9 protein-coding genes are annotated in these 14315 nt (G+C 39.3%); all 9 read left to right on the top strand.

Annotated features, from left to right (window positions below; translation table 11 throughout):
- Positions 1 to 2 precede the first annotated feature (2 nt).
- The 9 genes from H8Z76_RS01890 (at position 3) to H8Z76_RS01850 (ending at position 14252) form a co-directional block, all read left to right on the top strand.
- Positions 3 to 1064, top strand: coding sequence for a polysaccharide pyruvyl transferase family protein (locus tag H8Z76_RS01890; RefSeq protein WP_186981487.1), 1062 nt, complete (start codon positions 3 to 5; stop codon positions 1062 to 1064).
- Positions 1065 to 1079: 15 nt separating this feature from the next.
- Positions 1080 to 2183, top strand: coding sequence for a glycosyltransferase 87 family protein (locus tag H8Z76_RS01885; RefSeq protein ID WP_186981486.1), 1104 nt, complete (start codon positions 1080 to 1082; stop codon positions 2181 to 2183).
- A complete protein-coding gene (locus H8Z76_RS01880; protein WP_147617863.1) occupies positions 2146 to 3411 on the top strand; it encodes a lipopolysaccharide biosynthesis protein in 1266 nt (421 codons plus the stop codon). The genes H8Z76_RS01885 and H8Z76_RS01880 overlap by 38 nt, the downstream gene beginning before the upstream one ends.
- A gap of 11 nt (positions 3412 to 3422) precedes the next feature.
- Positions 3423 to 5963 carry a trigger factor gene (locus tag H8Z76_RS01875; RefSeq protein ID WP_186981485.1) on the top strand — a complete coding sequence of 847 codons (2541 nt, stop codon included), beginning with the start codon at positions 3423 to 3425 and terminating at the stop codon, positions 5961 to 5963.
- A gap of 5 nt (positions 5964 to 5968) precedes the next feature.
- Positions 5969 to 7699 (top strand): hypothetical protein, encoded by a 1731-nt coding sequence (locus H8Z76_RS01870; RefSeq protein WP_186981484.1) that lies wholly within the window; start codon positions 5969 to 5971, stop codon positions 7697 to 7699.
- 63 nt (positions 7700 to 7762) lie between these two features.
- Complete coding sequence (locus tag H8Z76_RS01865) at positions 7763 to 8710, top strand: glycosyltransferase family 2 protein (protein WP_186981483.1); 948 nt, start codon at positions 7763 to 7765, stop codon at positions 8708 to 8710.
- The gene (locus H8Z76_RS01860) at positions 8703 to 9350 is read left to right on the top strand and encodes an HAD-IA family hydrolase (protein WP_186981482.1); all 648 of its coding nucleotides are present in this window, start codon (positions 8703 to 8705) and stop codon (positions 9348 to 9350) included. The genes H8Z76_RS01865 and H8Z76_RS01860 overlap by 8 nt, the downstream gene beginning before the upstream one ends.
- Positions 9351 to 9424: 74 nt before the next feature.
- Positions 9425 to 13090, top strand: coding sequence for a hypothetical protein (locus tag H8Z76_RS01855; RefSeq protein ID WP_147617868.1), 3666 nt, complete (start codon positions 9425 to 9427; stop codon positions 13088 to 13090).
- 34 nt (positions 13091 to 13124) lie between these two features.
- Positions 13125 to 14252 carry an acyltransferase family protein gene (locus H8Z76_RS01850; protein WP_186981481.1) on the top strand — a complete coding sequence of 376 codons (1128 nt, stop codon included), beginning with the start codon at positions 13125 to 13127 and terminating at the stop codon, positions 14250 to 14252.
- Positions 14253 to 14315 lie beyond the last annotated feature (63 nt).

Raw genomic sequence — 14315 nt, 5'->3', positions numbered from 1 at the left:
ATATGAAATATGCACGTTTAGTATATGGGAAGAATAATAAGCAAATGTCAGTGGTTCAGTACGCAAATCTGGGCGATTATTTTCAGACGTTTGCAATAGATAATATTTACAAGGAATTACAGATCAAAGAAGAAGACATTGTGACGATCAACAGATCCGAATTGTATAAATATGAAGGGGAAGAACTGACATTACCTATGCAGGGGTGGTTTGGTTATATCAAGGGGATTGAGATCTTTCCCCTGCCGGAGAAAATAAGACCGGTATTTTTAGGATATAACTGTACATCCAAGGCGCTTTATACACCTAAGCATATTGCGACATATAATGAGTATAGTCCGGTTTGCTGCAGGGATGAGAAAACATATAAAAAAATGAAGAAAAAGAATGTGCCGGCTTATTTGACGGGGTGTATGACGATCACGTTGCCGGAACGCAAAACAACTCCTAAAAAAACACATGTTTTTTTGGTGGATGCGCCTAAGGGAATTGAAAAATATATGCCGGAAGAGCTGAGAGAAAATGTAAGCTATATCACACAGGAAATTCCAATCAATACAGAATGTGATGTGGAAGAAGAGATTGAACGTGTGGAAGGTGTAGCAAGAAAATTGCTTGACCGGTACCGGGATGAAGCAACATTGGTGGTGACATCCAGACTGCATTGCGCAGGTCCATGTCTCGGAATGGGGATACCAGTGATCCTGGCGAGAAACTATTTTGATGACAGATATGGCTGGATCGATAAGTATCTGCCATTTTATACACCGGATAAATTTGACCAGATTAACTGGTACCCGGAAGCAGTAGACCTCTCTGCGATAAAACCGGTATTGATCGAATTTGCAAAGAAAGCAATTTTACGGGAACCGGGAAGTGAAGAGCTGATGAAACAGATACATTCTTATTATATGGACAGAGAGCGTCAGAAAATAAGAGTGCCGTTTTATACGAAAGCATATATCAGAATGCATGAAAAGTTTCCGAAAACAGCAGATTTTTTGCGGGAAGTAGTATTTAGAAGATTTACAGTTGCGACAGCGAGAAAAAATTCAGAGATATAGAAAAGGATATGTGAAATGAAATTTACATATGAAAGAGCAGGCAAAGTAGTCGTCGGTATGATCATGTTTTGCTTATCGGCATTTATATTGGTCATGATGGCGCTGAGCGATGGACAATACATACAAAAAGCGTTCGGAATGAGTGAAAATTCGATTTTTTATTCATTTTTTGCTGGGATACAGAATGCCAGAACAGGACAGATAGAGGTGGAATATTTAGGGATGCCGCTTGCAATGCTGGTATATAAAGTATTAAGTTTTGCGATGCCGTCCTACCTTATCGGGTTACCGGTTGAGGACTTCCGGTTTACACAGCAGGCCAATATTGTATGTGTGGGTTTTATGTTTCTGTGTTTCGCGATATTTGCGTGTCTTACGGTATTAAGCCGTAAAAAAGTATACATTACATGGATCTTGCTTGCTTTCCTCTTTTCGCTTCCTGGTTTTACGATTATAAATGACGGGGGAATGGGATTTCTTACCTTGATTTTTTTGATGATCTTTTTGGATAATTACCAGTCAGAGAATAAGGCGTTAGAAGAAATTTCCTATGGATGTCTTGGGATAGCGGCCGGTTTACAGGTATCGCTGCTGTTATACATCTTCCTTTTGAAAGACTGGAAAAAACGGATAAGAACGGTTGTTTACGCAGTGGTTATCACAGGACTTAGCTGCATGATAGCTGGTGGCTTGAGTGGACTGGAAGATTATGTGTTGGTCCTTTCGCATGAGGTGTTTGACGGATGGGGCATTTTGTTTTTCGCGTTTGGAGTTCTGCTAATGGTTATTCCGCTAAAGTGTGGGAATGATTGGGAGAAAACAGTATGTGTATCATTGCTGGTCAATATTATATTTTATGGAAGCCGCGAATATGCGCTGTCCTGTTTGCTTGTACCGTTAATCATAGATTGCGTTTATGAGGAACGGACTACAGTTGAAAAAATATTATGCATTATTTTTCAGGGGCTCATGGCAGTTTTACTGTATTTGGGAAGTGATGTGACAGTGGTAAAAATTATATGTGTGATGATGGCGGCAGCAGGTTGCATCATAATTTTGATAAAAGAGAAAAGTGGAAGATATGGAAACATTTTTAAATCAGAGCAAAAATCCAGTTAGAGATAGTTATATATGGAACATGGCAGGCAGTTTCCTGCTTGCATTTCAGTCGGTGATCATATTAATGGTGCTGACGCGCATATGTGATCTTAGTGAGGCAGGAATTTTTACGATCGCGTACGCAAATGCGAATCTGTTTTTTACAATCGGAAAATATGGAATGCGATATTTTCAGGCGTCGGATCCAAAGGAGAGATATACGTTTAAGGACTATCTTATGTCAAGAGTAGTAACCACCGTCCTGATGCTTTTGCTGGTCGCGGTCTATGTTTTATGGGTATCTGGAGCCAATGGATATACTGTAAGAAAAATGAGTATTATTTTTCTGATGTGCGTATTTAAAAGTGTAGACGTTGTGGAGGATATATTTTTTGGAAGATATCAGCAGATGGGAAGACTGGATATTGCGGCAAAGGCAATTACACTGAGAGTCAGCTTTTCAACGGTCGTGTTTCTTGTGATGCTCGTGATATCAAAAGATTTACTGGGAACGCTCATGGTTTCTATCCTGTTATCCTATGTCATGTTGTTTTATGTTTTGAAGATAACGATAGAGCCTTTTAAAGGGGAAAGAAATCCGGCTGACTGGCATCAGGTGAAGCAGCTGTTGATTGACTGTTTTCCGTTGTTTTTTGGAGCTTTTTTGTCCATATATATCAGTAACGCGCCCAAATATGCAATAGATGCGTTGCTGTCGGATGAATTACAGGCATGTTATGGCTTTATTTCCATGCCGGTTTTGGTGATCAGTTTATTAAATGGCATCATTTTTAATCCGGTGATCCGGGAAATGTCGATTTTGTGGAATGAGAGTAAAATTTTGGATTTTTGTAAAAGAGTAATAAGGCAGCTCTTTATTGTCCTGGGACTTACCGGAGTTTGCGTTGCGGGAGCATGGCTGATAGGTATTCCGGTTTTGTCGGTGTTATATAATACTGATCTGTCAGATTATAAGATGGAACTGATCATATTATTGCTTGGTGGAGGGCTGCTTGGAATATCGGGACTGTTTAGTACAGTTATTACAATAATCAGATATCAGAAGAGTTTATTGGTCGGATATACGGTTGTTTCAGTGCTTGCGTTTCTTTTATCGGATAAAATCGTGGCGGAATATGAGATTTTCGGAGCTTCGGTACTGTACCTGTTACTGATGTTAGTGCTCAGCATATGTTTTGCCCTGTTTTTGATTATTGGTATTGTGAGAAAAAGAGTAGAGTTGAAATAATGGAGAGAATGATGAAAACAAAATTGGAAAAATGGATAAAGCAGATTACGGTCATTATGTTTTTCTGGTCATTATTTTTGGTCTCAGCATGGGTTTCCCCAGTTATGGAGGAAAAAAGCAGAAAAGGCTATGTTTTTTTTATCTGGGGGATAACCATTTTCTTTTGCGTTTTATTTTTGGGAAGAACAAAGCCAGATTTAAAAAAGGCAATCTGTGAAAACAGAAATCCCATTTTTATCTCAGCTGTTGTAATTCTGTGCAGAATTCCGCTGTTTGATCATATTCAGCGTTGGGATGCAGGACAGTATTACTATCAGCTTGGAACTGCATGTGAAAAATTTGATTTCTCTTTCCGGTCGTTCTATGATAATTTCAGATTGGTGGCACACCCGACATTGGGTGCGTCCTTTTTTTATGCTATGGGTGAATTTCTGGATCCGAGAGAGGGAAAAGGAGTATTTGCGGTCATTCTTATACTGACGGTGGCAGCCTTGTTGTGCGTCTATCAGCTGCTGCAGGATTACTGGACAGATTTCAATGAGAAAGAAGCATTGGCGGCAACATTAATGATCTCGTTTGTACCGTTATTTTTAGGTACATGTTCTTATTTCAACGTAGATTATCTTATATTTATATTTTTTATCTTTTTCGTTTATGAAGAGTATAAAAAAAGATATATCCTGATGTTTTTCTGGCTGTGTGTACTGTTGATGACAAAAGAACCGGCAGTTATCGTAGTTGCAGGGTATTATATGGTATTGGCGTTTAAGGTATTTTTTGCGGGAAAAACAGCGATCACAAATAGGATCCGAACGCTCTTTTGGGATAGCAGGATAAGAGTTTTATTGGGCGGGATCGTAGTCTATATCCTGTATGCGGTATATCAGGGAAGTCTGTTTGCCTGGGCAGGTCAGACGAAGATTGCGGATACTTTAAAAAGCGCAAAGAACGGATCTGTAAAAACAAATTATTTCGGAGTGGAATGGAAGTATATTCTATGTGTACTCAAACAGATCTTTTCGTTAAATTTCACATGGCTGTTGGTAGGAGCCGCCGTATGTCTGAGCCTGTATTTATGGAGAAAAAAAACAAAGATAAAGGTGAATGATTCGGCAATAGCACTCTTTGGAGCAGCATTTGCATATATTGCTTTCTTTTGTGTGTATATTACATCCGCCTTGTACCGGTATCATGTATTTACGGTACAGATCATAACAGTGTTGAGTCTCATCATTATCTCTCATGCGCTGCGGGAAGTGGATCATAGAGTATCAAAGACACTGTTTCTTGTGTTTGCAGGGATAGAAATTTTACAGACCGGGTACTCGATCGATCCGGTTTCAAACCTGGTGTTTAAAAAGCTGGATACCGGAAACGGATTCATTTTGCAGACTACGAACAACGAAAACTATTTTGGTGACGGACTTGTTTATAATGCCCAGTATCTGGGGCTGGACGGGATTTTAGACAAGATGTTTTCTGAGGTGGGTTACAGTGAGAAGATGCAGATCATAAATCCGGGGACACAGGCAGCAGGAACGCAGTTGAATGGAAATGGAGAAAGGTATATAGTTAAGTGGAACAGAGACAGTAAAAAGAGAGAAATGACAGACAGTGACGAGATTCAGTCAGATCTTATCAATATAAATATTATTGGAAGTGAGGAAATTTTTGGAAAGTTGCCTTACAGTTATAGTGGGGTAAAAAATGCAGATAATCTGTCGGATAAGGGAATAGTCTACTTCATACCATATTATCAGGAAGATGAGGATGAAAAACTGGCGGAACTGTCCGAATTGTATTATATTGGAGAATGTGTGGAAATAAAAAAGGGACAGTGGAAGGTCAGATGTTATGAACTGACAAAAAAGGATGATTATGAAGGGTTTTCTCTGAATGATCTTGGGGATGGAAAAAGTAAGACCGCTTATGATGATAAAGAGACTGTAACCTGGAATCAAGTGGAAATGACGGAGAACAGAGATGTGATACAAAAGAGTGATATTGTAGATGTGACATGTTCTGCGTTTTATAAGGGAAAAGAAGTTCCGATCAATTATGTCGGAAATTATGACAACAACAGGATCACAATGTGTATCGGCAGTAATTTGTACCTGCCGGAGTTGGAACGGGAAATGATCGGCAAAAGGATCGGAGAGCAGATTGAAGTAAATTGCAAAGTCCCGGATCACTATCCGAGTGCAGGTAAATATCAGGGAAAAGAGCTCACTTTTGTTCTTGAACCGTTACAGATCGTCGGGATTGCGGAAGATATGGAAACGAACCGGCAGGAGCAGGTTGCATTACAGATAGAAAGCAGTGCAGAGGAATATGCATTCCGGTACTGGGATATTTATGAGAATGACGATGAAGTGTCTGCGGTATTAAATGATGTGGATAACTATTATCATACTTATGCGAGAAAAGCAGGGGAATCGTTTGAAGAAATGCTGACGCGGTATTTTGGAATTTCGGAGGAAGAGTATTATAAACGGATCCAGAAATTGAGTAAGATGGTTTTGGTGAAGCAGGAAGAATTGAATGAGGAATAGAACATATGCAAAAGTATAAAGTAGGAATTATGATGGCAATCGTTTTACTGGTATTGCCGGGACATGTCTATGCGAAGGATAAAACAAAAAATTTTGAGGGAAATGGAACGAAAGAAAGTCCCTATTTGATTCAAAATGAGACCGATCTGTTAAATCTGCGTGATGGAGTCAATGAGCAGGGGAAGACTTACAAGGGCAGATATTTCTTACAGACAGAAGATATTGATCTGGGAGAGGATGCGTGGGTCGCAATCGGAAACATGGAGGAAGAAGCTTATTTCTGCGGACTCTATGATGGAGGAGGGCATGTGATCAAAAACCTTAATATGGAAGAAGAAAATGACGCGGCGATGTTTAATGTGCTGGGAGGCTCTGTTTATAATCTGGGTCTTGAAGATGGAAAAATCAAAGGAAATTGTGTCGCTTCATTTGCAAATCATTCTGTGGATGATACCTCTTATATCGTAAACTGTTACAGCAGATTGGATTTGGATGGAAACCGGGTCGGCGGCATTGTGGACGATTTTTCTGGAAACGTGATAGGATGTTGGACGGAAGGAAACTATTCGGGTGGAGATATAAGCGGGATAGTCGGATATTGCGCGAAGGACGTATCGTACTGTTTTTCAGATCAGGAAAAGCTGATCGGGGAACAGGGAGTCGCCGATGAAACAGGCAATCAGAGTATAGAGGCTGCGCGGATCGATACAGAGGACTTTGAGCAGGCGTTTAATAAACAATTATATAAAGTTTCTCTGCTGTTAGAGGAAAATGAGGTAAGAGATCTGAAACTATGGGAAATGAAAGCCGGGAAATGTGGATTTTCACAGAGTGGCCTGATGGAGCAGGAGATACCATTGGAAGGAGCCGGAAGCAAGGAAAAACCGTATCTGGTTCAATCCTATGATGATTTATGTGTGTTTGCGGCAGAAGTTAATATGGGAATGGATTTCGCAGAACAGTATGTGGAGCAGACTGTAAATATAGACATACCGGAAAATGCAGAGTGGATTCCAATCGGAAGATTTGGAACAGAAAATTACTTTTATGGAGAATATAATGGAGCAGGACATTATATTAATAATTTAGTGATAGACAGTGAGGATAATGTCGGGCTTTTTGGTGTATTGGGCGGAACTGTAAAAAATTTTGGGATTGAGTCTGGTTCTATTTCGGGAAATTGTGTTGGAAGTATCGCATGTATGTCCGAGGGACATAATGGCAATATCATAAACTGTTACAACAAAGCTGCATTGCATGGGACGACGAGAGCGTCCGGAATTGTGGACAGTTTTGCTGGAAATGTCGCAAATTGCTGGAATGTGGGAGAGGTGGATGCACCAGTTGCGGGCGGAATATGCGCATACACAGCGCTTAATATTGAAAAGTGTTACGCGATAAAGGATGGTGTGTCAGAGGAATTTTGGGGAAACATTGTAGATATAGAAGTGGTTTCACCAGATGATATAAACAGCCAGAAATTTGTAGATACCTTGAATCGCAATGTCTATGATCTCGGGAAAATGGCAAAATACCGGAAGATGGATGGCGTTTATTGGAAAACAGAAGATGGAAGACTGACTTTTAGAGATGCGTCGGAAGTGCCAGAGATTGTAAATAAATGGGATATGGTGCGCAGAATACCATTTTTCATCGTTGGCGGAATATTTTTATATATTTTGGTGGCGATGGTGATTCATGCAGGAAAAATGTTGAAAAAAGAATCATCTTGCTAAAAGGTGGAGATTTATATATAATGAATAATATTGAGTTTAAATTTGTACGATAGGAAGATGGAAATGAAAAAAATTAGTGTAATGATTCCCTGCTACAATGAAGAGGAAAATGTAGAGCCGATAAGCAAGGCAATTATTGATGTGTTTAAGACCCAGTTATCTAATTATGATTATGAGATTTTGTTTATCGATAATGATTCACAGGATAAAACCAGAGAAATTCTCCGCAGGATGTGCGAAGAAGATAAACATATAAAGGCGATCTTTAATGCGAAGAACTTTGGGCAGTTTAATTCACCTTACTATGGTATGCTTCAGACAACCGGTGATTGTACCATTTCTATGGTTTGCGATTTCCAGGATCCGGTAGAGATGATTCCAAAGTATGTTGCCGAATGGGAAAAAGGATATAAGATCGTTATTGGAATCAAGACCAGCAGTAAGGAGAATAAGCTCTTATACTGGTTTAGAAGCATGTATTACAAATTTATCAAAAAGTTTTCAGAAGTAGATCAGATCGAACATTTTACAGGATCCGGACTCTACGATAAAGAGTTTATAAATGTGCTCAGAGATTTGAAAGATCCGACACCGTTTTTACGGGGAATCGTGGCTGAACTCGGTTATAAGAGAAAAGAGATAGAGTATGAGCAGCCAAAAAGACGGGCAGGAAAAACGAGCAATAATTTTTTGAGATTATATGATGCGGCTATGCTCAGCATTACATCTTATACAAAGATCGGGCTCCGGTTATGCAGCTTTATTGGGATTATCATCGGAGGTATCAGTTTTATTATAGGTCTGTTTTATCTCATCATGAAGCTGACGCACTGGCATCAGTTTACAGTGGGAATGGCTCCGATGCTGATCGGCGTATTTTTCCTTGGAGCGGTTCAGTTGTTCTTTATAGGGCTGATCGGAGAATACATAATGAGCATTAATGTTCGTGTGATGAACAGACCGTTGGTTATTGAGGAAGAAAGAATTAATTTTGAGGATGGCAATGAATAAGATAAAAGCAGTGTTATTTGACCTGGATGGAACACTTTTGGATACTTCACCGGGGGTTTTGAGCAGTGTAAAATACACGATTGAAAAAATGGGTTTTCAGTCACTTTCGGAAGATGCGTTAGAGGAATTCATCGGTCCTCCGATTAGGAAAAAAATGGCAGAGGTCTATGGAATCTCGGATGAACTTGCAGGAACGGCAATGGAGTGTTTCCGGCAAAATTATGGCAGGGAAGATCTGTATAAGGCAGAGGCGTATCCGGGATTGACAGAGTTGCTTGATGAGTTAAGACAAAAGGGATATCTGTTAGGTGTTGCCACATACAAAAGAGAGGATCAGGCGCAGAGTTTACTGGAGAAAAAGGGATTAGCCAGATTCTTTGATGTGATCCATGGCTCTGATGTAGACGGGAAACTGACAAAAGCGGATGTTGTGAATTTGTGCATAAGGGATCTTGCAGTTCCGCCGCAGGAAACAGTAATGATCGGAGACAGTTTAAATGACGCGGTTGGAGCAAAAGAAGCCGGATTGAAATTTATAGGTGTTTTATATGGATTTGGCTTTAAATCCGAAAAAGAGATAGAAGCCTTAGATCATATTGGAATAGCAGAGAACTGCATGGAACTGAAAAAATATTTTTAAGATGAGGGAGAGGCTTTTTGTGTTTTACATGAAAAGCCTTTCTTACAAATATAAGGAACACGGAAAGGAAAAAAATGAAAAAAATCAGTAAGGGGCAAAAGATCATAGCGGGATTTGGAATAATAGTGCTGGTGGCATTCATGGTGGCAGCATGGCCGCTAAACCTGTTCTGGGGAAACAGTATCCAGGATAAAGGAACCGGTGAGATTGCGCAGGAATATTCTCTGTCTGAAAATGATTATATTACACAGAATTTTGTCGCGCAGGATAAGAAATTAGCGGGAGTAGAGATCTATCTGACGGATGTAGGATATGAACAGGATGGCAGTTTAGAACTTATCATCGGGGAACAGGGCGGAAATGAGCTGGTGCGTAAAGAAGTACCGCTCGAATCTCTGGATAAAGACAGTTTCAATTATATAAGAACTGACTGTAAAGTGAATTCCGGCTCCGGGTATTATGTTCAGATAGGACTCTCATCAGACAGAAATATTAAATTTGGCACAGAAGAGCAAGGGGAAAATGCAGAGTCCAGCACAGAATTTTTTTACGATGGAACGCAGGAAGAAACCGTGCTTTGTATCAATTATTTTTATCAGAGCGATTTTAATAAAATACAGACGCTTATGTTCTGGATGGTGTGTGTATTACTTGGGATAACGATTTTTTATATTACATTTTTTGATGGCTGGAAAAAGTTTGGTAAAAAGATAACAGATAAAAGAACGTTATGGCAGATATGGGTCGTGCTTGCGCTGATCGCTGCATTCAATTTTGGCGCTTATTTCTCTTCGGCAGTGGAAGTGGAGAGAACGGCAGTACATACCGTAAAGGTCGTGCTGATCTGTGGCATTACACTACTTTTCCTTTGGTATCTGCTCCGGCAGACAAAAAAGGAACAGACGGGAACCTGGAATATCAAAAAAGTGATAACAGAGAAAAAAGAGCCGGTGATTCTTTTGCTTCTCGCAATGGCAGTGCGCCTTCCGATGTATGGTACTTTGCAGAAATGGGATGCCGGTGAATATTACCGGAGTCTGGGAAGAGCCTGCGCGAGCTATGAATTTTCATTAAAAAGTTTTCTGGATAATTTCCGTTTGTGTACGCATTCCAATCTGGGATTTTCTTTCCTGATGGGAATCGGAGAATTTTTTTCTCCGCAGACCGGCAGAGGAATCTTTGTCGTAAATATGATCTTTACATTGCTTGCGGTATACGCGATATATGATCTTTTGAAAAATTACTGGCTGAAATGTGACAGGAAAACGGCGGCGGTACTGGCTTTCCTTGTTTCGTGTACACCGATTTTCCTTGGAACATTTGCCTATGTAAATGTAGATTATCTGTTGGCGGTATTATTTATTTATATCATATATGCAGAGTATCGGAAATGGTATGTGCTGCTTGGTTTTTGTGCCGTTTTACTGAGCCAGACCAAGGAAACTGGTGTTGTAGTGGTAGTCGGTTATTTTGGATTCCAGATTTTGATTCGGTTTCTTAGAACAAAACGTGGGATTCGGGAACGCATTGCTGCATGTTTTCAATATACCGGTACATGGGCAGCCTTTTTTGCGGGCGCGGTTTATGCGTGTATGGTAATACGGCTTGGATCGATATCCGGCTGGGTACAGAGTAAAAGAGCAACATCAACGATGGCGTGGTCATCCAGTGGAATAAATTGTTTCGGAATTCAGCCGAAATATATATGCTATAAGCTGGAACAGTATTTTATCATGAATTTCGCATGGATTATGACGATTGCTTTGCTGGTGGCGCTTATCTTTTTACTGGTGCGTAAAAAGAAAAGCGATGTACTTCGTAAGATGATGGGAATCATAGGGGCAATGCTTGCGTTTGTGGCGTTTGGTCTTCTTTATGTGACATATACACTGGAAAGATACAATATTATGTTTGCGCTTGCACTTACCTTGATTACGGTATGTGTGGTTTACGAAGCGGCAGTTCAGATGAAATGGAAAAAGACCGGGGTGGTTGTGCGTGCAGTGACAGTTCTTTTACTGCTCGTGCAGTCGTTCTGGTGTATCGATCCGGTGTCGGAAGCTGTTTTTGGTACAGCAGATATTGGAAATGGGCATAAAATGCTGTTTTCATCACTGGGATTTGACTATTATGGGGATGGACTGGTATGTAATTATCAGTACAGCTGGCTGGATAAGGCATTTGATAAAATGCTAAGACAGGTAAATTATGATGAGGATATGCAGGTCATTATGACAAGAAAAGGATCGGTTGCAACACATTTGAATGGAAATGGAAGTGCCTATCCAATCACCTGGGATGCAGTGCATGGAAAGCGGGTATTTAATGATGAGAATGCAACGATCCGATCGCTGTCCATTGAATCCTTGCTGGGAATGCTTCCGTATAAAGAGGAAGACTGTGTCGTTTCAGACAAAATGAGTGACCGTGCAATGCTCTATTTTATCCCGTATTATGAGGATAACAGGGAAGAAAATGTAAATCTTCTTTCCAAATACTTTTATCTGCCGGAGGAAGAACAGGTTTCAGCATATGGAGGAACGATTGATTATTATAATATGATAAAAAAAGATTCCTATGGTGTTGCGTCTTTAGGAGAGTATCTGGATGCATTGAAAAACGAGCAGACAGGAAGTGAGTTTTCGGAAGAAAGCTGTAAAGAGATGGTCGTAGACGCGATAGAGAAACAGCAGTGGGGGCAGATGCGGATTAACGACAGACTGGACTGGAACCGGCTGTCACAGGGAAGCATTATGGAATTGGAGGATACCGAGCGATCCAGAGTACAGGAAAATGATGTGATCGATCTTGATATTTATGCTTATGATGAAGACGGAAAAGAGATTGGCATTGATTATCTTGGAAATGCATCAGGTCATATTTATGAAAATATTGTGGTTCAAGATGGAAAGCTGTTGGATGGGATAGTAGATGCTTTGGTGGATACACAAATTGGCGATACGGTTGAAGTGGCATGCAAAATCCCCGAGGATTATATGATGGCAGGTGATAATGCAGGACATGTGATTACCTTTAAATTAACTCCAGTCGAAATAATTGGAAAATGGCACAGTGATTTTTCTGATTATACTGCGCAGGAATGTGACAGTGCGTATAACAATGCGGAATGGAGTATATGGCAGAACGTTTCGCAGAGTGTGGAAAAAGAAATTCTTTTAAATACGGTAGATGTGGCGGATGACAGTGATTCCGAGTTGTTGCAGCGTCATATTGCGGCGGCAAGAGAAGCATATAAAGCATATTTTAATACGGTCGGGATTTCGGAGAGCTGCTTTATAAATGATTACTTGCAGTGTACAGAAGAAGAGTATGACAAGCTGATAGAGCTTGTGGCACGAGCGGATATCCGAAAAGATTTTGTTGATCAGGCGTTGTATGATTATAAATCTGCTTGGGACTATGTGGAACGTTTGTATAATCTGGGAACAGGTGAAGAACCAAATGAACAAGATGAGAAAGTTCAGACTGCGAAATTGGACATGACTAAGGCTGTAGTATTTGGAAATATGACATGGGAACAAGTATATCAGACGGTTTATGATGAGTATACAATGATGTTTGACAAGATGGATGATGAAGAATTTGTAAACGAAATGTATAGAGTTGTATTTGGACAATCAGGAGAGAATAACAGATTTTATGAGCAGATTTTGGAAGAAGGTGGAACGCGCAACGATATAGTATCAAAAATGTTGCAGGAAAAGGAAGAACAGGATTAAGCGGATAAAGTGGCAGATAAAATGGAGGAAATTTATGGAAAAAGCGAGAAAGATAAATACATTAGATTATGTTAGAGTAATTGCTACATTAATGGTATTCATGTTGCATACGCTGATATTTACATCACAAAAAGTGGGGGTGGATTTGAATGAGTATTTTAGACGATTATTTATATTTAAAGCACCGGCATGGGCGGGAGTATGGATATTTTTTATTCTTTCAGGATATTTTGCGGGGAAGGGATTCGCGGAGAATAAATATACGTTAAACATGAGAGGAATTCTGAGATACTATATACTTAGATTTATAAAAATTGGAATACCGACGTATTTTTTTGTATTTTTGTGTTGCACACTTTTATATCCAGATTTTATTTTTAGTGATAAATATGTTCTTTTAAGAATGATGACATTTACATATAATGGGGTTCCGGGACTTGATGGTATAGGGGCAACGTGGTATGTATCTTCATTAATGCAGATGTATCTTATTGTGCCGGGAATTGTCTTTTTACTGGAAAAAATAAAGACAGTAATGAAGAACAATGCAAACTTTTTTGGATATTTTTGGATATTGCTTTTGGCAGTGGGGGTAGTAGTTAGAGTAATTCTTTATAAATCTGGTGTAAATTGGTACAATAGAGTTTATACATTTTCACCTGCAAATCTGGATTTGTTTATTGGAGGGATAGTTTTAAACTATGTCAAAAAGCCGGAGAAGAAAATGAGTAAGCATATAATTGCCTGGGGGATATTTATAGTTGCTATATTATTAAATTGCTATTTATACTTGGAAGCAGATTTGGGGAGAATAGAATATATGTTTGTGTATCAGTATGTTTTTCCTTCAGTTTATTTGTTTTCAGTGAGTTTATTGATATTACAAAACATAGAAGTAAAAAATGAAACAAGAATTATAAAGTGGATCAATCGTATCATTTCATGGTTTTCTGGAATATCGTTTCAATTTTATCTATGGCATTCTTTGATTTTAAGGTGTATATTTCAAATGGTTACAGGAAGAACACCATTGGCATTACATATAAAATTATTGTTAATTGTTTTTGTGCTCACGTCTGTAATGGCAACATTTTTTACAAAAGCTTCTGAAGAAATTTTGAAACCTTTTCAGAGAAGAGTACAGCAATTATTACACGATTAAAGGCTGCTTCAATGTTTACACGCAAGTAATAGGTGGTGTATAATAAAGATATTAATAATTTTA

It is taken from the genome of Roseburia yibonii (genome assembly GCF_014297335.1).
Lineage (GTDB): Bacteria > Bacillota > Clostridia > Lachnospirales > Lachnospiraceae > Roseburia_D > Roseburia_D yibonii.
The sequence above is the reverse complement of the archived record's forward strand: the minus strand, read 5'-3'. Positions and strand labels throughout refer to the sequence as shown.

Coding starts and splice junctions, on each gene's coding strand:
- H8Z76_RS01890 (WP_186981487.1), top strand. CDS start 3: ATGAAATATGCACGTTTAGTATATGGGAAGAATAATAAGCAAATGTCA.
- H8Z76_RS01880 (WP_147617863.1), top strand. CDS start 2,146: ATGGAAACATTTTTAAATCAGAGCAAAAATCCAGTTAGAGATAGTTAT.
- H8Z76_RS01875 (WP_186981485.1), top strand. CDS start 3,423: ATGAAAACAAAATTGGAAAAATGGATAAAGCAGATTACGGTCATTATG.
- H8Z76_RS01850 (WP_186981481.1), top strand. CDS start 13,125: ATGGAAAAAGCGAGAAAGATAAATACATTAGATTATGTTAGAGTAATT.
- H8Z76_RS01860 (WP_186981482.1), top strand. CDS start 8,703: ATGAATAAGATAAAAGCAGTGTTATTTGACCTGGATGGAACACTTTTG.
- H8Z76_RS01870 (WP_186981484.1), top strand. CDS start 5,969: ATGCAAAAGTATAAAGTAGGAATTATGATGGCAATCGTTTTACTGGTA.
- H8Z76_RS01865 (WP_186981483.1), top strand. CDS start 7,763: ATGAAAAAAATTAGTGTAATGATTCCCTGCTACAATGAAGAGGAAAAT.
- H8Z76_RS01855 (WP_147617868.1), top strand. CDS start 9,425: ATGAAAAAAATCAGTAAGGGGCAAAAGATCATAGCGGGATTTGGAATA.
- H8Z76_RS01885 (WP_186981486.1), top strand. CDS start 1,080: ATGAAATTTACATATGAAAGAGCAGGCAAAGTAGTCGTCGGTATGATC.